The following is a 20,705-nucleotide window of genomic DNA, read 5'->3' as shown; positions in this document are numbered from 1 at the left end:
GTGGCACGGACGGTCGTCGCGGCGGCTGCGACGCGACCGGCGTAGGCTTGAGGCATGGATGATGCCCGGAAAGCGCTGTCGCCGGATCCACGCCGCGTGAAGGGGCGCGGAGCGGGCTCGTACGTGAGCGGCCGCTTCGCGGTGACCACGGCCGAGCCCGAGGACGACGGCTGGGGCTCGCTGGGCGAGGTCCTGGCCGACCAGCCCAATCCGGCCACTCGCGTGCAGGAAGAGCGCGCACGCAGCATCATCAGCCGCAACGACTCGCCCGACATCGGGTTCAGCCAGTCGGTCAATCCCTATCGCGGCTGCGAGCACGGCTGCGTCTACTGCTTCGCACGGCCCTCGCACGCCTACCTGGACCTCTCGCCGGGCCTGGACTTCGAGACCCGCCTGTTCGCCAAGACCAATGCCGCCGAGCGCCTGCGCCATGAGCTGTCGCGCCCGGGCTATCGCTGCGCGCCGATCGCCCTGGGCATCAACACCGACGCCTACCAGCCCAGCGAACGCCGCTACGGCATCACCCGCGATTGCCTTCAGGTGCTGGCCGACTGCGGGCATCCGGTCAGCTTCGTCACCAAGAGCGCCTCGATCCTGCGCGACATCGACCTGCTGTCCGAACTGGCCGGCAAGCAACTGGTCACGGTCTACGTCTCGGTCACCACCCTCGACAACCGCCTGGCCGCGCGCATGGAGCCGCGCGCCTCGGCGCCCCACAGCCGCCTGAAGGCCATCCGCCGGCTGACGGAGGCGGGCGTGCCGGTCGGGGTGCTCGTGGCCCCGGTCATCCCCATGATCACCGATGCCGAACTCGAGGCGATCCTGGAAGCGGCCCGCGAGGCCGGCGCCGCCGCGGCCGGCCATGTACTGCTGCGGCTGCCCCACGAGCTCAAGCAGGTCTGGCGCGAATGGCTCGAGCTCCACTACCCCGAGCGCGCTGCGCACGTGATGAGCCTCGTCCAGCAGATGCGCGGCGGCAAGGACTACGACAGCCGCTTCGGCACCCGCCTGCGCGGCGAGGGCCCCTTCGCCGAACTCATCGCCCAGCGCTTCGCCAAGGCGTACCGCCGGCTGGGCTATGCCCGTTTGCCGCCACTGGACTGCAGCCACTTCGTCCCGCCGCGACCGGTGACCCCCCAGGGCGAGCTGTTCTGAAACCCGTCGGCGCCCGGTGCGCGTCGGCCGCACGATCAGGTCCCTTCGTCAGGACGCACGTCGAGGCGGTCCCCCCTTGAGGGGCCCTTGTGGACATGCGCGCACGGGGCGACGGACGGCATCGCACCTCGCGGCAGCCCTTGTCGGCGCGAATGAGCGCTACACGTAGGGTGGGTAGAGCCGAAGGCGAAACCCACCGTCGCGAAGCTGCACGCGCGACGCGCGATGGGTTTTGCTTCGCGCTACCCATCCTACGAGGGGCGTGGGAACTCGAGGCAAGCGCAAAGGCGACTCGCGCCGTAGCTCCCGTAGGGTGCAATCAGCCAAGCGCATTGCACTCTCCTTGCGGTGCGGTGCGGTGCGGTGCGCGATGCATTGGATCGATGAAAAAGCCAAAGGCTGGATCCCAGCGTTCGCTGGGATGATGGGCAGGGGGTGGCGTCAGTGGGTGCGGTGTCGCGCCGGTCTGCGTTACCTCGGGGACGCGTGAATCGGGTCAAGGCCAGGGCTGGACCTCAGGGATGACCGGGATGGCGGCGAATGTACCGATTCCCCATTCCCCATTCCCCATTCCCCACTCCCAATTCCCCATTCCCACCCTCAGATCCCGCCGAAGCCCCCCGGCATGAGCGGGCCGCCCAGCCACAGCCAGCGGGCGATCCATGCGCTGGTGATGGCCAGCAGGATCGACAGCGGCAGGCCGATGCGGATGAAGTCGCTGAAGCGGTACTGGCCGGGACCCAGGATCAGCAGGTTGCCGTGGTGGCCGATCGGCAACAGGAAGGTGACCACGGCGCCCAGCGCGGTGCAGACCACGAACGGCGTGGGCGGCAGGCCCAGGGACTGCGCGAGCGAGATCGCGATCGGCCCCAGCAGCACCGTGGTCGCCGCATCCGACAGGATCTGCGACAGCAGGCCCGCGGCGGAGAACATCACCAGCAGGATCATCAGCGGCGACCACGTCGCGACCACCTGCAGCAGGCCCTGGGCGAGGAGGGCGGCGGTGCCCGTCTGCTCCATCGCGATGCCCAGCGGAATGACGCCGGCGATCATCACGAAGATGCGCACGTCGACCTCGCGGTACGCCTGCTCGATGTCCACGCAGCGGGTGGCGACCATGGCCACCGCACCGAGCAGGAAGGCCAACGGCACCGGCAGCCACTCCGTCGCCGCGGCGAGGATGGTCGCGCCCATTACCATCAGGGCGATGGGCGCCCGCACGCGGCGCTTGGCCTCGCCGGCGAAGGGGACCAGCATCAGGAAGCCGTGGTGCGCGGCCAGCTCGGCGAACCGCGCCGGCTTCCCCCACAGCACCAGCAGGTCGCCTTCGCGCAGGCGCGCGTCGGCGATGCGCGGGGCGATCGTGGCGTCGCGCCGCCACAGGCCGGCGATCACCGCGTGGAAGCGGCGCGAGAAGTCGAGTTCGCGGATCGAGTGGCCGATGAACTCCGAGCCGGGCGCGACCACCGCCTGCACCAGCTGGGCGTCGCCGTCGCCGGTCACGGTGTCGCCAAAACGCGCAACCGCATTGAGGTCCAGGCCGGGATCGTCGTGCAGGGAGGCCAGGGTATCGGCCGACGCCTCCACCAGCAGTACGTCGCCGCTGATCATCGGGCTGCTCTCGCTGAGGTCCTTGCGCAACTTGCCGTCGCGCATCCAGCCGACGAGGCCGAACTTGTCGCCCAGGGCCCGGCGCAGTTCCGACAGGGGCCGCGTGCTCCAGCGCGAGCCTTCCACCACCAGCAGCTCGGTGCGGTAGCGGTCCAGCCGCAGGTATTCGTCGTCGCCGCTGTCGCCGCCGCGCTTGGGCAGCAGCCAGTGGGTCAGCAGCATGTAGACCAGGCCGATCAGCACCAGCGCGATGCCGATGGGCGTGATCGAGAAGATGCCCAGGCTTTCCGCGCCGGTGCGCTGGATCAGGTTGTTGGCCAGCAGGAAGGCCGGCGCGCTGACCAGGGTCAGCGTGGTGCCCAGCGAAGCGGCGAAGGACATCGGCATCAGCAGGCGCGAGACCGACAGCTTCCGCTGCCGCGCGAACCGGCTCAGGATCGGCAGCATCATCGCCGTGACCATCACGTGGTGCGTGAAAGACGACAGCGCCGCCACCACCGGCATGACCACGGAGATCGCGCGGGTTTCGCCATGGCCGCCGATCCGGCCGATCCACTGGCCGATGCGCTCGGTGATGCCGGTCGCCGCCAGGCCGCCGGAGATGATGAACACCGCCGCGACGATGATCGCCGGCTCGCTGGCGAAGCCCGACAAGGCCTGCTTCGCATCGAGGATGCCGGTCAGCACGAGGGCCAGCAGGCTCAGCATCGCGGTGACGTCCACCCGCAGGCGCTCGCTGACGAACAGGTACAGGGTGCCGGCCAGGATCAGCAGGAACGCCACCTGGTGCCAGGACACCTGGGTCAGCAAAGTCTGCAGGAAGGCGGGCGCGGTGACATCCATGGGGCGCATTGTGAGGCATACCGGGGCGATTGCCTGCACCGTCCCATCACGACGGCGCTCGTTACACTAAAGCCATCGCAACACGAGTGGTCCTGATGTCTCCAATCGCAACGCTTTCGCGCCTGCCAGGCGATGATGCACTCCGCCTGGTGATGGCCGCGTCGGGTATCGGCATGGCGATCTGCGACATCGAGGGCCACTGGAAGGAAGTCAATCCGGCGCTGTGCACCATGCTCGGTTACGAGGCGGGGGCGCTGCTTGGTCGCTCGGCCCGCGAGGTCACCCACCCCGAGGACATCGAGTCCAGCCGCGACCTGATCCGGCGCATCACCGACGAGCCCGGCCTGCTGCTCGAAGCCCGCAAGCGTTACCTGCGCCGCGACGGCTCCGTGCTCTGGGCCCAGGTCAACATCGCCATGCTGCGTGGTGCCGGCGGCGAGCCGATCTGCATCCTCGTGCAGATCCGCGACATCGGCGCACAGCTCGCGCACGAGAACGAAATGCAGGCCAGCGCCGTGCACCGCAGCGCCGAGCTCGAAGCCTCCAACCACCAGTTGCAGCTGTTCGCCGACGCCGTCGCCCACGACCTGCGCGCGCCGCTGCGCTCGATCCTCAGCTTCTCAGAGCGCCTGGGCCAGGCGCTGGGCGAGGACATCGACGCCGATGCCCAGGACTACCTGCAGCGCATCAGCGCCTCCGCGCGCCGCATGTCCGAGCTGCTCGCCGCGCTGGGCCGCCTGTCGCGCGCCACCCGCGCCGAGCTCAACCCGCAACCCGTCGACCTGAGCCTGCTGGCGGACTGGGTCCACGCCGAACTGCTGGATGCCGAGCCCGGACGCGAGGTGAGCGTCGACATCCAGTCCGGTCTCACCGTGCAGGGAGACGAGCGCCTGCTCAAGGTCCTGCTCGACGAGCTGCTGGGCAATGCCTGGAAGTTCACCCGCGGCTGCGAGGCGGCCCGCATCGAGTTCGGCGGCGAGCCCCGCGAGGGCGTGCTGAAGCTGTACGTCCGTGACAACGGCACGGGCTTCGACATGCGATACGTGCATAAACTGTTCGAACCGTTCCAGCGCCTGCACAGCCAGGACGATGGGGGCGGACACGGGCTCGGCCTGACGATCGCCCAGCGCGTGGCCATGCGCCACGGCGGGCGCCTGCAGGCCGAATCCCGACCCGGTCACGGCACCACGCTGTCCATAGAGCTGCCGGCCGGTCCATCCTGAAGGGGGAGCCATGCCATGGATAAAGTGATACTGCTGGTCGAAGACAACCCGGACGACGTCGAACTCACCCGCCTCGCCTTCGACGAGGCCAAGATCGCCAACCGCCTCGTCGTCGTCGGCGACGGCGCCGAAGCCCTGGACTACCTGTTCGCCCGCGAGGCCCACGAAGGCCGCGACCCGCGCGACCTCCCCTCGATCATCCTGCTCGACCTCAACCTGCCCAAGGTCGACGGCCGCGAAGTGCTGCAGGCCATCCGCGAGGATCCCCACACCCGCACCATTCCCGTCGTGGTGATGACCACCAGCGCCGAACCGATGGACATCGAAGGCTGCTATTCCCTCGGCGCCAACAGCTACATCCAGAAACCCGTCGACTTCGAACAGTTCGTCTGGGCGGTCAAGCAGGTCGGCCTCTACTGGCTGGTTTTGAACCAGGCGCGCAGCGCCTGAAGGCGTCTTCCACCAGCGCGTAGCCCGGATAAGCGAAGCGCATCCGGGTTCGTGTTCCTCTCGCCCATGGATCCGCCATTGCTACCATTGGTAGCTAAGCCACCGTTACTAGCTGCTATTGGCCAATTCCGGTAGCAGCTTTTTCTTATACTGCTGAAAACAAAGGCAGCATCGACAAAGGCTGCTACCGGGAGTCGCGGCAAGCGCTCCGGCATCGGCTTGTGTTCCCCGTGAATTCCGGTATCTAGCTTCCCTCGCGTGTCGTACGCGCTTCGCTCCACCCGACTGGGTGGACGTTCCGGGATTCAGGGGAAATCGATGAAGGGATTCACGCTGCTGGCCTTGCTGCTGGCTTGGGGGCTTGCACTGCCGGCATTCGCCCAGGACGAGGGCAAGTTGCCCTGGGAGGAATACGACAAGCTGATCAACAAGCGCTCGTCGCTTGCCTCGATGGGCCCGGACCTGTTCGGCGATGCCGTCGATTTGTACACCGGCAGCCTGTCGTTCTCCGCGACGGACGTCAGCATCCCGGGCAACAGTGGGCTGGCGGTGGCGGTCGGTCGCAGCTATACGGTCACCGACCGCAAGGGCTACTGGCTGCGCGACCTGCCCTTTGCCGACTGGGACCTCGACGTCCCGCGCATCAGCGGCACCTTCATCGGCACCTGGCACGACAACCGCTGCACGGTGGCTCGACCGCCCGACGTCGTCCAGTCCAACGTGATATTCGGCACCGACGAGTACTGGAACGGCCTCCAGGCCGAGATGCCCGGCGGCGGCGAGATGCTGAGTACGCTCGCGGGCGTGCCCAAGCCCGGCACGGGTGGGCCGTATCCGTGGACCACGGCCAGTCGTACGCATTTCAGTTGCCTGTCCTCGATCAAGAACCCGGATGGCAGCGGACAGGGCTTCCTCGCAATCACAGCCGACGGCACCAAATACTGGTTCGACTGGATGGCGCAGTACAGCGAACCACCGATCGAGAAACCCAAGCCCTCCGGCGGCACCCTGACGCTTGGACGACGCAAGAACGTCCTCTATGCGACGCGCGTCGAGGACCGCTTCGGCAATTGGGTCACTTACACCTACACCAACAGCAAGGGCAATCCCGCTGCGCTGACGGAAGTGAAGTCCAATGACGGACGCGTTGTCACCCTGGGCTACGACGCCCATGGCCACGTGAACGCCGTTAGCGATGGAATGCACACCTGGACCTACGACTACAGCTATCCGGCGGACGGAAGGGCAACGCTGATCCGCGTCAATCAGCCCGATGGGAGCAAGTGGTCCATTTCCTTCGCTGCGTTCTCGAACCTGGAGATGCTTTACAACCCCAACAAGCTGCCCGACGAGCCGAGTCGGAGCTGTTTTTTTGCCGGCGACCTGATCGACAACATGCCGGTCAGCGGAACGATCACGCATCCTGCAGGGGCTGTCGGCACTTTCACTGTCATGATCAAAGGTCACGGCCGATCCAATGTGCCGGCGGTTTGTCGTGGCTACACCACGCCAGGCAACAATCCCAACGACGACTTCGCCTACTACCCGATCAACTGGGATGCTTTCACGCTGACGACCAAGCAGGTCAGCGGTCCGGGCGTGCCTGTTGACACGTGGAACTACGGTTATGAAAGCGCGGTGTCCTGGTTCCTGCATCCCAGCGGCGCGGGCAAGCCGGTCTGCCAGGACAACGTCAACGGCTGCGGAGCGCCGGTGTGTACCGACGACAGCTGCGCGGGTTCCGCAGTCACCACGGTCACCGCGCCAGACGGCAGCTGGACGCGCTACACCTTCGGCAACAGCTATCGCTACAACGAGGGCAAGCTCCTGCGCACGCAGCGTGGCACCAGTTCCACACCCCTCTATACCGAGCGCCTCGCATACGTCCTGGACCCGACCGGCCAGCCTTTCGTCACCCCCATCGGCCACAGCCCGCAGGAACGCGGCAACGGGTTCACCAGCGAAAGTGTCCGCCCGCAGCGCCTGCGCGAGATCGTGCAGGACGGCGCCCTCTTCGTGAACGAGGTCGAGGCATTCGACGCGTTCGCCAGGCCCATCCGGGTTCGCAAGGGCAGCACCGGCACCGGCGGCTTCCATAGCGATCCGCCCAGCGTGTTCCCCGCGCTGAGCGCACCCGCCAGCAGCTATTCCGGCACCTATGCGCTCAGCTGGACAAGCTCGCAGGACGCCACGCGGTACCCGCTCGAGCGACGCATCAACGGCGGTAGCTGGGCGACCGTCCAGGACACTTCCGCGCTGAGCTGGAACGCAAGCGGCCAGGCAGCCGGTACGTACGACTACCGCATCCGCGCCTGCAATACCGCCGGTTGCACCGCATACAGCGGTACCGAAACGACCGTGGTCGCGCTGCCTCCGGCATCGGCCCCGACCGTAACCGCGCCAGCCACGGACAACAACGGCGCTTACACCGTCAGCTGGGGCAGCGTCGCCGCCACCACGGACTATCAGCTCCATCAACGCAAGAACGGCGGCAGCTGGAGCGAGGTCTACAGTGGCACCGCTACCAGCAAGGCGCTCTCTGGCCTGACGGACGGCAACTACGACTATCGCGCCCGTGCCTGCAATGTCGCCGGATGCAGCGCGTACTCCGGCATCGACACCACGGTGGTGACATTCCCGCCCGCCTCGGCGCCGGTCGTCACCGCGCCGGCGACGGATGGCGACGGCGGATTCACCGTCAGCTGGACCAGCGTTACGTCGGCCACCGAGTACCGGCTGGAGCAACGCAAGGACAGCGGCGCCTGGGCCCAGGTCCACGCCGGCACGGCGACCAGCAAGACGGTCTCCGGGCTTGCCGATGGCAGCTACGGATACCGTGCACGCGCCTGCAACGCGGGCGGTTGCTCCGCGTACTCCACGATCGACACCACCGTCGTCACGCATTCCCCCGCAAGCGCGCCGACCGTGAGCGCACCGTCCAGCGACACGGACGGGGCCTTCACCATCGCCTGGACGTCGGTGGCCTCGACCACCGAGTACCGCCTCGAACAACGCAAGGACGGCGGAAGCTGGACCCAGGTCTACAGCGGCAGCGGTACCAGCAAGGCCGTCTCGGGCCTGGGCAACGGCACTTACGACTATCGCGCCCGTGCCTGCAACGCCGGCGGCTGTGGTGTCTATTCGGCGACCGACTCGACCGTGGTCCTGCTCGCACCCGCGAGCGCGCCGGCGGTCACGACGCCCAGCGCGGACAACAACGGGGCGTACACCCTCACCTGGTCGAGCGTCGCGACCGCCACCGAGTATCACCTCGAGCAACGCAAGGACGGGAGCAGCTGGTCCCAGATCCATGCGGGCGCAGCGACCAGCAAGTCGGTGTCGGGCCTGACCAACGGCAGCTACGATTATCGCGCGCGTGCCTGCAATTCGAGTGGCTGCAGCGGCTACTCGGCCATCCGCACGACGCTCGTCACGTTCCCACCGAGTACCGCACCCAGCCTGACGGCACCGGTGAGCGCCAACACCAACCAGAACTACACCGTCTCCTGGAGTGCGGTCGACACGGCGACGAGCTACCAGCTCGACCTGGGCGGTGGCGGCAGCTGGTCGAACATCTATTCGGGCAGTGCGCTTTCGCGGATCCAGAACCAGGGTTTCGACGGGGCGTACGACTATCGCGTGCGCGCGTGCAACGTCGGCGGCTGCGGCCCGTACTCGGCGACCCGGCGCGTACAGGTCGTCGGTGGCGGGGGCGGGGGGAACTGCGGCGGACAACCTTGCCCCGAGCCTTTCCGCGTCGAGTTGCCGGGTAGCGGCCTGGAGCCCGTGCCGGCCGAAGGAGAAGGCGAATGAAGCTGCGCAAGGACGTACTGAAGGGCACCATCGCCGGAATCGTGCTGCTGCCGGCCGTGGGCCTGGCCGCCGACTACAGCCGCACCGAGGGGATCACCTACCATGACGACACGGCGGGCTGGGTGCTCGGCCAGGTCGAGAAAGTCGAACTGGTGGCCTCGACGCCGATACTGGATCCGGCGTTCGCCTATCCCCTGGAGATGACCCGGACCGAATACGGCTGGAAGCACGTCCCGCGGAAGAAGTATGGCTTCGGACGCCTGGCATTGGAGATCGGCTACAACAGCGCCGATGGCACCGTCGCCTATGTCAAGGACGGCGCAGGCCATACCACCAGCGTCGGCAGCTGGAAGCGCGGCATCCCGCAATCGATCGCCTATGCCGACGGCACCAGCCAGAGTGCGGTGGTCGCCAACGACGGCACGGTCAGCTCGATCACCGATGCCAACGGCTTCACGACCAGCTACGAATACGACGAGATGGGGCGCGTCACCAAGACGACGTTCCCCACCGGCGACACAACCGCGTGGGCCCCCATCACCCAGACCTTCGATCAGGTGGCCGCTTCCGAATGGGGCATCCCCGCCGGGCACTGGCGTCAGATCGTGTCCCAGGGGAACTTCCGCAGCTATACCTACTTCGATGCGCTGTGGCGCCCGGTCCTGACCCAGCAGTTCGACAACACCGATGTGGTTGCGACGCGCACCGGAACGGTCAAGCAGTACGACCATGAAGGCCGCGAGGTGTTCGCCTCGTACCCGCTCGCCACCTGGAGCAATGTCGGCACCTTCACCGAGGGGGTCATCACCACCTACGACGTGTTGGGGCGAGTGCGCGAGGTGCTGCAGGATTCCGAATTGGGCGAACTGTCGACCACCACCACGTACCTAGCCGGCGCTAACGGCCCCTACACCCTTGTCACCGACCCCCGCGACGAGCAGACACGCACCTGGTTCCAGTCCTTCGACACCCCAAGCTACGACACGCCCACCACCATCTGGCACCCCGAGTCCGCCTACACCCACATCACCCGGGATGTCTTCGGCAAGACGACGCGGCTGCGGCGCAGCAACAGCAGCAGTGCCACGGGTGGCTCGCTGGCGGTCAACCGCGACTACACCTATAACGGCTACCAGCAACTGTGCCGGGTGGACGAACCCGAGTCGGGCACCAGCGCCATGGGATACGACGCGGCCGGCAACGTTGCCTGGTCCGTTATGGGCTTCACGCCCTCGGGCGCCGGCTGCCTCACCGCGTCGTCGGTGGCCGCACGCCGCGTCGACCGCGCTTACGACCTGCGCAACCGCGTCACCGCCATGAGCTTCCCCGACAGCCGCGGCAACACCACCCATACCTACACACCGGATGGGCTTCCGGCAAGCATCATGGTCGACAACGGTGGCGGCAATGTCGTCACCACGACGTACGCCTACAACAAGCGCCGCTTGCTGACCAGCGAGCGCATGCAATGGAACAGTGTCGATTGGACGTTGACCTCCGCGTACGACGGCAACGGTCATCTCGCCAGCGAAACCATGCCGGGCAACTGGAACGTCGCCTACGCCCCGAATGCGCTCGGTCAACCCACGCAAGCGGGCACCTACGCCACCAACGTCCGCTACTTCCCCAATGGGGCGCTCAAACAGTTCACCTATGGGAACGGTATCGTCCATACCCTGACCCAGAACGCCCGGGGCCTGGCCGAACGCAGCCGCGATGCCTATGGCAGCACGGCCGTCCACGACGACAGCTACGACTACGATGCCAATGCCAACCTCATGGCCATCAGCGATGGCCTGCCGGGGGCGCAGGGCAACCGCAGCATGCAGTACGACGGCCTCAACCGGCTCGTCCAGGTCCACGACGCCCCCATGCTGGGCGGCAACGGTAGCGCCAGCTTCAGCTACAACGCCCTGGACAACCTGCTCACCGGCTGGACCAAAGACGCCGGCGCGGTCAGTTATACCTACGACACGAACAACCGGCTGACCAACATGCGCAATGGCGCCGGCGCCACCGTCGTTGGGCTCGGCTATGACGCGCAGGGCAACGTCGACAATCGAAACGGCAGCGCGCTCGACTTCGACTACGGCAACCGCCTGCGCGCCCATGGCAGCACCAGCTACGTCTACGACGGCCTGGGCCGGCGCGTGCGCGACTTCACCGGCGGCTCCAAGTACAGCTTCTACGGCCAGGACGGCAAGCTCGCCTTCACCAATGACATGCGCAAGGACGTCCAGCAATGGTACGTCTACCTGGGAAGCAGCCTGGTGGCCATCCGCGAGCGCAACGTCTTGGACGACACCATCCGCAACCTCTACCAGCACACCGACGGCCTCGGTAGCCCGGTGGCGGTCACCGACGCCAACCGCAACGTCATCGAGCGCGATTTCTACGCCCCCTACGGCGAACAGATCAGCGGCCCCGCCAACGACGGCCCCGGCCACACCGGGCACGTGATGGACGCGGCGACCGGGCTGACGTATATGCAGCAGCGCTATTATGATCCGGTGGTCGGGCGGTTTTTGAGTGTGGATCCGGTGAGCGCGGATGCGGGGATAATGTTTAACCGGTATAAATATGCCGGGAACAATCCATACAGATATACGGACCCAGATGGACGAGAGGAGTCTGAGGTAGAGGAAAAGGAGGATATTGAAGATAAATCAGATGATAGAAGATCGGTTAGGTATCATGTTTCGAACTTAAACGATAGTGCTATAGTTCCAAATGATACTAGAACTGAAAGCGGCTCTTCTCAGAGTGGTGCATCTGGTCTTCCTGCCAATTGCACTTCATCAATGGGGTGCTGGGGGTATGCGCCACCTCCTGATATGAGTAATGGGGAATTTGTATCTTTCCTGTTTACGTTTGTGGGAGGAGGTTCAGGCTTAGGGGTTAAACTCGGAACTAGCTTGTTTGCATTTAGAATGGCAGGTAAGCAGGTCGTTCTTGAGTTTGGCGAGCATGGTTTACGTAGATTCGCTCAAGCGGAGTCCAAAGCCCTGAAGGAGGCCATTAGCGCGAGAATTTCTGAAAGAGGATTGGGGCTTGGCCAGGGCATGCAGGAGAAAATTATTGTCGGAGGCCGACAATATGAATTTCGTGCTTTCGGCTATAAGGAAGGCAGGGTGAAGGTGGGTAGCGTCGTAGAGGGGCAGTTCGGCAAATCATCACCGAGAAACATAACCACTCCAAAGCCATGAAGACAAATGTACAGCAAGGGTGAAATGATCAGTTTGCTCAAGTGGAAGGGTCCAGGTTCTCGCTCGGAACCACTGGAGCATCTTTACGCAGTCGGTGACAGCATTGACTGGGCAGATGGACAGTTTCTTGCGAGCGTTGCAATTCGAAATTTCAATCTTGGAGATGATGACGAGGCGATAAGGCTGATTGATCTTGCGGATCAGGTTTCGGAGGGAGATCGAGAAGTATTGAAGGCGAAAGCATTCATTTATTATTCAAGCAATCTTTTCTCCCCATCGGAAGTGCTATCCGTCCTAGAGCGTGTAATCCCGAGCAATCAATGGATAAGGGACTTTTCATCGCAAGTAGCGCGCAACGACCGTTCATCAATTGTGTTTCAAGGGTTAAATACGGAATGGGAGCGCGCCATTTTGGAGCAAGGACTTTAAGATCAAAGGGGACGGAGGTGATTAAGTCTCCATACCTTCCGTTCTCGGGCGTCCTCGAGGCCGACAGGTAACCGGTCTGTTGAGGGTTTCATAGACTGGAATCTCGGATGCCCAAGTGCACGTTCCTGTGCCAGGTGTTGTCGGATCGACGCAATGTCGTCGGGATCAATGCCTTCCTGCAACCACGCTTGGTAGGCGCAGGCGCGAGCTTCCGGGGTGTCGGCCACGTCCTGATAGCTCGCACGCAGCGTGATCAGCCTGCGTAGCCCGGATAAGCGCAGCGCATCCGAGGTTGGTGTTTCGTGAGCAGACGCGGCCCCAGATGCGGCCGTTGGCCTTATCCGGGCTACGGAAGCTCAGTCGGTGCGGCCGGCGCCGCCGCCGTAGAGGGTTTCGGCGCGCTGGAACAGGACCCAGCTGGTGGCGATGAACTTGTCGCCGCCCAAGGGGCGGTTGCCGCGGTGGGTGTGGGTGAAGGCGGCCGGGGCGATCAGGAGGCTGCCGGTGCGCGATCAAAGGGGACGGAGGTAATTAAGTCTCCTCACCTGCCGTTCTAGGGTGGCCACGAGGCCGACAGGTGACCGGTCTGTTAAGGGCTTCAGCGACCATGCGCTGGAATCTCGGATGTCCAAGTGCACGTTCCTGTGCCAGATGTTGTCGGATCGACGCAAGGTCGTCGGGATCAATGCCTTCCTGCAACCACGCTTGGTAGGCGGAGGCTCGACCTTTCGGGGTGTCCGGTCGGTCAAAGGGGACCGGTCGGTCAAAGGGGACGGAGGTAATTAAGTCTCCTCACGTCCTGTAGTTGGTCGTCCACGAGGCCGGCAGGTAACTGGTCTGTTAAGAGCTTCAGCGACCATGCGCTGGAATCTCGGATATCCAAGTGCGCGTTCCTGTGCCAGATGTTGTCGGATCGACGCAAGGTCGTCTGGATCAACACCCTCCTGCAACCACACCCGGTAGGCGGAGGCGCGGCCTTCCCGGGTGTCGGCCAGGGCCCGATAGCTCGCATGCAGCGTGATCAGCGGATCCCGGGCTCGTCCCAGATGCGTGTGCACGCTGGACCAGCGGTAGGCGTCGGGTGACTCGACCATCGCCGCGCGGACGGGATTGAGCTCGATGTAGCGGATGACCGTCAACAGGTAACGATCGCTGTCGACGAGACAGGACTTGAAGCGTCCTTGCCAAAGCGTGCCACTGCGACCGTGCCTGGCATTGAACGCCTGCACGTACGACTGCCCGACCCGTCGCATGACAAGAGAGACATCGCCTGCCCGTGCTCCCGTCAGCAGCAGGTGGACGTGGTTGTCCATCAGGACGAAGGCATGCACGGCAACGTGGTGCGCCTGGGCTGCGTCCCGTAGTAGCCTGCGGAAGTGGTGGCGATCCTCGTCGTCGATGAAGATCGCGCAGCGATTCACGCCACGCTGGGTGATGTGCATCGGTATGCCGGGCAGTTCCAGCCGAGCGCGTCGGGGCATGTCAGGGCGACTCGTGTTCAGAAGGCCCAAGACTGACGGGTCAATCCCTTGACGTCTTTAGGATTGGAGCGCGCCGGGAGGTAGGACTTCTCGCTTAATTACCTCCGTCCCCTTTGTTCGTGGGAAGCTACAGTGGACCGGGTTATCGCGTTGCTACAATCCACACCCACCCCGTGGTTTCTTCGATTTCAGGTATTGCCGGTAGATACAGCAATCGAAGCTGGAGCAGTGAGATGTCCGGGACATACGAGAGCGACGCGTACAACGCGAGAAGGACCGGTGTTCCGATCTATGTGGCGACTCCAGATGGTCGGGTCTCAGGGTTCAATTTCCCCGCTATGCATGGAGATATAAGGGCCAATCCCGAAGGAACCTTCTACGCCTCTGACTACGTATCGGAGTTGCCATGAAAAGCTTGTTTGCTTTCGTACCCGTATTACTCGTGGCTGTCGGTTGCACACAGGTTCCCAACGACGAACACAAGGGTGAAGCGTCAAGGGAGCAGGAAGGTCAGTATGATTGCAGAGAAGTTGGGAACGTGCCGGGTGCGCATCTGTGCGCGGTTACCTACGTGCAGCTGCTTGCCCACCCTGAGCGTTATGATGGAAAGCGGATAAGGGTTCTGGCTTGGGCGCAGCCGGGCGGGAGGGGCAGGGTCGTACTCTTTCCCTCCAAAGGATCTGTGGAAAGTGGTGAAGATGTTGCATCAATTGTGATAGAGGACGATCCGCAGATTGGCTCTATCGAACGGTTCCTGGCAAGCGGGAATGTCGATGGCAGAGCCGTACCGATCTACGTTTCTGGGACGTTTGTTTTGACCGGGATACCGGATCGCTCGATCGATGCGTCCAGGCATATCAGGCGGATCGAAGACTTCGGTCCCTGATGCTAAACCAAGATGAAAGGCGAAAAGTCAAAGGGGACTGATCCCATCAATGGGGTCACCATTTCGCCGCCGTGGTCAAGAAGTACGAAAAAGATCCTCCCGGGTCCGGGCTGATGCAGTCGCCTTGACCTGCCCACCTGATCAAAGGGGACGGAGCTAATTAAGTCTCCTCACGTCCTGTTCTTGGTCGTCCACGAGGCCGACAGGTAACCGGTCTGTTAAGGGCTTCAGCGACCATGCGCTGGAATCTCGGATCTCCAAGCGCACGTTCCTGTGCCAGATGTTGTCGGATCGACGCAAGGTCGTCTGGATCAACACCCTCCTGCAACCACGCCCGGTAGGCGGAGGCGCGACCTTCCGGGGTGTCGGCCAGGGCCCGATAGCTCGCATGCAGCGTGATCAGTGGATCCTTGGTTCGTCCCAGGTGCGTGGGCACACGGGACCAGAGGTAGGCGTCGGGTGACTCGACCATCGCCGCGCGGACGGGATTGAGCTCGATGTATCGGCTGACCGTCAACAGGTAACGATCGCTATCGACGAGGCAGGATTTGAAACGTCCTTGCCAAAGCGTGCCGCTGCGACCGTGCCTGGCATTGAACGCCTGCACGTACGACTGCCCGACGTGCCTCATGACGAGGGAGACATCGCCTGCACGTTTTCCTGTCAGCAGCAGGTGGACATGATTGTCCATCAGGACGAACGCATGCACGGCCACCTGCTGCGCCTGGGCTGCGTCCCGTAGTAGCCTGCGGAAGTGGTGGCGATCCTCGTCGTCGACGAAGATCGCGCAGCGATTCACGCCACGCTGGGTGATGTGCATCGGTATGCCGGGCAGTTCCAGCCGAGCGCGTCGGGGCATGTCAGGAGGGGCTCGTGTTCAGAAGGCCCAAGACTGCCGGATCAATCCGTTGACGTCTTTAGGATTGGAGCGCGCCGGGGGGTAGGACTTCTCGCTTAATTACCTCCGTCCCCTTTGTTGCCCGTTCGTCCCCTTTGTTGCCCGTTTGGCCCTCTCATAGAAATGACTACGCCAAGTCCTGAGAGAATATGCGCCGCCAATCCAGACTATCCCGGTTGCGAGGAAATGTGACTAAGTTGGAACGTATCTATCACGATGGAGTTTCTTGGAACTTCTCTGACTATTTCGACTACCTCAAGGAAGTTGCGCATGGAATGCCGCCTTCCTTGAGAGCTTTCGCGGGCGCTACTGAAAGCTATAGCCTTAGTGGAAATAGGACGTTGCACGATGCGAGAATCCTGTCGTTTCTCGTGTCTAAAAAGTATGATGGCAAATTTTCTGACGGGAAGACATCCATAGAAATATGCCTTATCGATCAGCTCTTTGAAGGAAAAACAACTCTAAGCTATGGAGGTGTTGCAAGCTTTCACTTCAATGAGCCAAGCTTGGAAGGAAATGGCCATGCAGACGTTCTCCTTCATGAATTTTCAATTGTCCGACCCAGTGTCTATAAGCACCACATAGTTCTAGATCACGACGGCGAACTGCATATTGAGTTCAACGATTTTTCTCACGAATGGACCAGGTTGAACTCGTAGTCGATTAAGCGGGGCCGATCAAAGGGAGCGGAAGCTGAGGTATCCCGATCAAAGGGGACGGAGGTAGTTAAGACTCCTCACGTCCTGTTCTTGGTCGTCCACGAGGCCGACAGGTAACTGGTCTGTTAAGAGCTTCAGCGACCATGCGCTGGAATCTCGGATATCCAAGTGCGCGTTCCTGTGCCAGATGTTGTCGAATCGATCAAAGGGGACGGAGGTAATTAAGTCTCCTCACGTCCTGTAGTTGGTCGTCCACGAGGCCGGCAGGTAACTGGTCTGTTAAGAGCTTCAGCGACCATGCGCTGGAATCTCGGATATCCAAGTGCACGTTCCTGTGCCAGATGTTGTCGGATCGACGCAAGGTCGTCGGGATCAATGCCTTCCTGCAACCACACCCGGTAGGCGGAGGCGCGGCCTTCCGGGGTGTCGGCCAGGGCCTGATAGCTCGCAGGCAACGTGATCAGCGGATCCCGGGCTCGTCCCAGATGCGTGTGCACGCTGGACCAGCGGTAGGCGTCGGGTGACTCGACCATCGCCGCGCGGACGGGATTGAGCTCGATGTAGCGGATGACCGTCAACAGGTAACGATCGCTGTCGACGAGACAGGACTTGAAGCGTCCTTGCCAAAGCGTGCCACTGCGACCGTGCCTGGCATTGAACGCCTGCACGTACGACTGCCCGACCCGTCGCATGACAAGAGAGACATCGCCTGCCCGTGCTCCCGTCAGCAGCAGGTGGACGTGGTTGTCCATCAGGACGAAGGCATGCACGGCAACGTGGTGCGCCTGGGCTGCGTCCCGTAGTAGCCTGCGGAAGTGGTGGCGATCCTCGTCGTCGATGAAGATCGCGCAGCGATTCACGCCACGCTGGGTGATGCGCATCGGTATGGCGAGCAGTTCCAGCCGAGCGCGTCGAGGCATGTCAGGAGGGGCTCGTGTTCGGAAGGTTCAAGACTGCAGGGTCAACCCCTTGACGTCTTTGGGAGTGGAGCGCACTGGGAGGTAAGATTTGTCGCTTAATTACTCCGTCCCCTTTGTTGTCCGTTGACAGGTGACTCATGAGGATCGGATTAGGTATAAGCGTTTCAAGAGGACTGGAATGGGTTGTTCCGATTCTCGTGGATCTTGAGGATCGTTTGAAAGCCAGTATTGAAGGTCGGGATTTCGGGAAAGGCGTTGAGGAAGTTGTGTTGGGCGTTGAGGTCATCAGCTCGATGGACTCGATCCGCGATGAGGAGGTCGAGTTCCACGAAGAGGTTTCCATAGAGGTGTATGGCGAGCATGAACAAGTGAAAAGAATGCTTGTATTGAATGTCTCGTTGGCTGCAAATGATGACGAATCAATAGATGCGGAAAAAATTCAAAGACGATTTCTGCGGGAAGTGTTAGCCAAGAGAGCCAAGGTGGAAGGACTTCGGCTTGTTGATTTTCATTGCAATGATTTTTTCACTGCCATTCAGTCGATTGAAGTCAAAGGGGACACAGGCAGTTAAATATCCTCACCTCCTGCTCTTGGCCGTCCACGAGCTCGGCAGGTAACCGGTCTGCTGTAGGCTTCAGCGGATCAAAGGGGACGGAGGTAATTAAGTCTCCTCACCTGCCGTTCTCGGTCGTCCACGAGGCCGACAGGTAACCGGTCTGTTAAGGGCCTCAGCGACCATGCGCTGGAATCTCGGATGTCCAAGTGCAGGTTCCTGTGCCAGATGGTCCCCCGTGAGGTCCTCCCGGATGCGGCCGTTGGCCTTATCCGGGCTACGGAATGGGGCGAAGGTCGGTGTGTAGCCCGGATAAGCGCAGCGCATCCGGGTTCGTGTTTCTCGTGCCGACGGCGTCCCGGTACGATGGGTGCTTGCGGGAATCGGAGCGCCATGGATGGTGCGGTATCGACGCAGTCGCGTCCCTGACGGGACGTTCTTCTTCACTGTGAATCTTCGTGATCGGCGCGGCGATGCGCTGGTGCGCCATGTGGACCTGCTTCGCGAGGCGTGGCGCGCCGCGAAAGTACGGGTACCGCACGACATCGTCGCGGCCGTGGTCCTTCCCGATCACATGCATGCGGTAATTGCCATGCGGGATGGCGCGGGCGACTACTCACGGCTCTGGCAGGGGATCAAGAGTGGATTTACGCGCCGGGTATGTCCGCTCGGGCGGTCGCCCTGGCAGGCGCGCTTCTGGGAGCATTGCATTCGTGACGGGGACGACCTGCAGGCGCATGTGGACTACGTGCACGTGAATCCGTTGAAGCATGGCCTGGTCGCGCGGGTTTCGGATTGGCCGCATTCGACCTTTCATCGATATGTCGCGAAGGGGTGGCTTCCGCCGGATTGGGCGGGCACGCTTGGCCGGTCAGGCGCTCACGGGAAGCGATGAGGGCCCCGGATGCGGCCGTTGGCATTATCCGGGCTACGTGGGGCGACGGCCGTTGTGTAGCCCGGATAAGCGCAGCGCATCCGGGTTCGTGCTTCGCGAACAGGCGTGGTCCCGGTCCGGGGTGGCGTCAGTCGGTACGGCCGGCGCCGCCGCCGTAGAGGGTTTCGGCGCGCTGGAACAGGACCCAGCTGGTGGCGATGAACTTGTCGCCGCCCAGGGGGCGGTTGCCGCGGTGGGTGTGGGTGAAGGCGGCCGGGGCGATCAGGAGGCTGCCGGTGCGCGGGGCGATCTTGCGCTGCTGGTGCAGGAACTCGGTCTCGCCTTCCTCGAAGCCGTCGTTGAGGTAGATCGTCCACAGCAGGTGGCGATGCAGGGTCTCGCCGCGGGCGTCGCGGGGGAAGAGTTCGCAATGCCAGTAGGGGTAGCCGCCGCGGCCGCCGGTGTAGCGCTGCAGGTTGATCGCACCGGGGCGCATGACGGTCTGCACCACGCCGGCGAGGCCTTCGTCCGGCATCGCGCGCAGGCGTTCGGCGGTCAGGCGATGGCGGGCGCCGTCCTCGCCGCCGACCTCGAGCATCAATGGGGCGATCAGGGTGTAGGGATGGCGGCGCAGGTAGGCCATCAGGCCCTTGAACACGGCGGTGTTGAGCAGGCCTTCGACGTCCTGCCATTCAGGCTTGCCGGCCAGGGTGATATCGCGGCTGTCCTTGAGCTCCGGGCGGTGCCCGCCGCCGACCAGGCCCGGGCCGTCGGCGCCGCTGTCCTGGAAGCGCGCCACGACGGCGGCGCATTGCTCGGCGGACAGGGCGTCGGGGAAGACTTCGATGAAATCGGGGCTGGCGTTCGGGTCGTCCATGTCGTGCGGGCCGGGGCCGGAATGATCGAACCGGCATCCTCGCACGGGGGGGCGGGCGGCGGTCAAATGGCGGGTCGGGTCGTCGTGGGGAGATGGAGAAAAAAGCCGAAGGCTGGATCCCAGCGTTCGCTGGGATGACGGCTGGGGAGATGGCGGCTTGTTGGGGGTGACTTTCCCGGCGTGCGCCAGGCGCGTGCGCGGTCTACGTAGGCGGCAGGGCTCGGGCGACCATGCGCATTGCGCTTGGACTTCATTCGGCGCAATGCCCGTTGGTTATTGCGCCCTACTACGGGTCTGCCGGCAACTGGATCCATGACGCTTCCGGCCGGTGATGGGTTTTGCTTCGCGCTACCCATCATACGATCAGGCGGTCGGACCTGTTGGGTGCAATAAGCGAAGCGCATTGCACCGTGTGTGAGGGGCGGTGTGTTGCCGTGCGCACCGGACAAAAGCCGAAGGCTGGATCCCAGCGTTCGCTGGGATGACGGTCTGGCGGGTGGCGTGGTCCCGGGTGCGCGCGGTGCGCTTACCCGGGCTACGGGCGGGTAGGGGCTTGGAGGCGATGTTGGCAACCGGCAATCGGCCAATCACCAATCACCAATCAACCAATCACCAATCACCAATCACCAATCACCAATCACCAATCACCAATCACCAATCAACCAATCAACCAATCACCAATCAACCAATCAACCAATCACCAATCAACCAATCAACCAATCAACCAATCAACCAATCAACCAATCAACCAATCAACCAATCAACCAATCAACCAATCAACCAATCAACCAATCAACCAATCAACCAATCAACCAATCAACCAATC

General features: G+C 63.1%; 15 protein-coding genes and 1 pseudogene. 10 read left to right on the top strand and 6 right to left on the bottom strand.

Annotated elements, in window-relative coordinates:
* The first annotated feature begins 54 nt into the window (after positions 1 to 54).
* Complete coding sequence (locus H4F98_RS15390; RefSeq protein WP_182688718.1) at positions 55 to 1,155, top strand: PA0069 family radical SAM protein; 1,101 nt, start codon at positions 55 to 57, stop codon at positions 1,153 to 1,155.
* Positions 1,156 to 1,755: 600 nt separating this feature from the next.
* On the opposite strand, the gene H4F98_RS15385 is transcribed toward H4F98_RS15390, so the two are convergent.
* The gene (locus tag H4F98_RS15385) at positions 1,756 to 3,609 is read right to left on the bottom strand and encodes an SLC13 family permease (protein WP_220479250.1); all 1,854 of its coding nucleotides are present in this window, start codon (positions 3,607 to 3,609) and stop codon (positions 1,756 to 1,758) included.
* 95 nt (positions 3,610 to 3,704) lie between these two features.
* Here H4F98_RS15385 and H4F98_RS15380 point away from each other — a divergent pair, with 95 nt between their 5' ends.
* The 5 genes from H4F98_RS15380 to H4F98_RS15360 all read left to right on the top strand — a co-directional run bounded on the left by H4F98_RS15380 (position 3,705) and on the right by H4F98_RS15360 (position 12,730).
* On the top strand, positions 3,705 to 4,832 hold the full coding sequence (locus tag H4F98_RS15380; RefSeq protein ID WP_182688717.1) for an ATP-binding protein: 1,128 nt from the start codon (positions 3,705 to 3,707) through the stop codon (positions 4,830 to 4,832).
* 15 nt (positions 4,833 to 4,847) lie between these two features.
* Entirely contained in the window at positions 4,848 to 5,282 is a 435-nt protein-coding gene (locus tag H4F98_RS15375) for a response regulator (RefSeq protein ID WP_182688716.1), read from the top strand.
* 318 nt (positions 5,283 to 5,600) lie between these two features.
* Entirely contained in the window at positions 5,601 to 9,095 is a 3,495-nt protein-coding gene (locus H4F98_RS15370; RefSeq protein WP_182688715.1) for a fibronectin type III domain-containing protein, read from the top strand.
* On the top strand, positions 9,092 to 12,301 hold the full coding sequence (locus tag H4F98_RS15365; protein ID WP_182688714.1) for an RHS repeat domain-containing protein: 3,210 nt from the start codon (positions 9,092 to 9,094) through the stop codon (positions 12,299 to 12,301). The genes H4F98_RS15370 and H4F98_RS15365 overlap by 4 nt, the downstream gene beginning before the upstream one ends.
* 6 nt (positions 12,302 to 12,307) lie before the next feature.
* Positions 12,308 to 12,730 carry a hypothetical protein gene (locus tag H4F98_RS15360; protein WP_182688713.1) on the top strand — a complete coding sequence of 141 codons (423 nt, stop codon included), beginning with the start codon at positions 12,308 to 12,310 and terminating at the stop codon, positions 12,728 to 12,730.
* A gap of 356 nt (positions 12,731 to 13,086) precedes the next feature.
* Here H4F98_RS15360 and H4F98_RS15355 read toward each other — a convergent pair.
* Positions 13,087 to 13,239: pseudogene (locus H4F98_RS15355) on the bottom strand (2OG-Fe(II) oxygenase); the annotation flags it as partial.
* A gap of 273 nt (positions 13,240 to 13,512) precedes the next feature.
* On the bottom strand, positions 13,513 to 14,211 hold the full coding sequence (locus H4F98_RS15350; protein WP_182688712.1) for an REP-associated tyrosine transposase: 699 nt from the start codon (positions 14,209 to 14,211) through the stop codon (positions 13,513 to 13,515).
* A gap of 406 nt (positions 14,212 to 14,617) precedes the next feature.
* Here H4F98_RS15350 and H4F98_RS15345 point away from each other — a divergent pair, with 406 nt between their 5' ends.
* Positions 14,618 to 15,097, top strand: coding sequence for a hypothetical protein (locus H4F98_RS15345; RefSeq protein WP_182688711.1), 480 nt, complete (start codon positions 14,618 to 14,620; stop codon positions 15,095 to 15,097).
* A gap of 160 nt (positions 15,098 to 15,257) precedes the next feature.
* Here the strand turns inward: H4F98_RS15345 and H4F98_RS15340 are convergent, their stop codons facing one another.
* Positions 15,258 to 15,956 (bottom strand): transposase, encoded by a 699-nt coding sequence (locus H4F98_RS15340; RefSeq protein WP_182688710.1) that lies wholly within the window; start codon positions 15,954 to 15,956, stop codon positions 15,258 to 15,260.
* Positions 15,957 to 16,875: 919 nt separating this feature from the next.
* The gene (locus H4F98_RS15335; protein ID WP_182688709.1) at positions 16,876 to 17,574 is read right to left on the bottom strand and encodes a transposase; all 699 of its coding nucleotides are present in this window, start codon (positions 17,572 to 17,574) and stop codon (positions 16,876 to 16,878) included.
* Between the two features lie 137 nt (positions 17,575 to 17,711).
* Here H4F98_RS15335 and H4F98_RS15330 point away from each other — a divergent pair, with 137 nt between their 5' ends.
* Together H4F98_RS15330 and H4F98_RS15325 are read left to right on the top strand one after the other, a co-directional pair.
* Entirely contained in the window at positions 17,712 to 18,146 is a 435-nt protein-coding gene (locus H4F98_RS15330; protein ID WP_182688708.1) for a hypothetical protein, read from the top strand.
* A 379-nt stretch (positions 18,147 to 18,525) separates the two neighbouring features.
* On the top strand, positions 18,526 to 19,023 hold the full coding sequence (locus tag H4F98_RS15325) for an REP-associated tyrosine transposase (RefSeq protein WP_182688707.1): 498 nt from the start codon (positions 18,526 to 18,528) through the stop codon (positions 19,021 to 19,023).
* Positions 19,024 to 19,150: 127 nt separating this feature from the next.
* Here H4F98_RS15325 and H4F98_RS15320 read toward each other — a convergent pair whose 3' ends face one another.
* Positions 19,151 to 19,879 carry a 2OG-Fe(II) oxygenase gene (locus H4F98_RS15320; protein WP_141519793.1) on the bottom strand — a complete coding sequence of 243 codons (729 nt, stop codon included), beginning with the start codon at positions 19,877 to 19,879 and terminating at the stop codon, positions 19,151 to 19,153.
* A gap of 565 nt (positions 19,880 to 20,444) precedes the next feature.
* Here H4F98_RS15320 and H4F98_RS16950 point away from each other — a divergent pair.
* A partial coding sequence (locus tag H4F98_RS16950) for a hypothetical protein (protein WP_425487612.1) occupies positions 20,445 to 20,705 on the top strand: 261 nt, incomplete at its 3' end.

Origin of the sequence: Marilutibacter spongiae, assembly GCF_014145325.1 — a bacterium.
In the GTDB taxonomy this organism is placed as follows: domain Bacteria; phylum Pseudomonadota; class Gammaproteobacteria; order Xanthomonadales; family Xanthomonadaceae; genus Marilutibacter; species Marilutibacter spongiae.
This window is presented reverse-complemented; position numbering and strand designations above follow the sequence as displayed.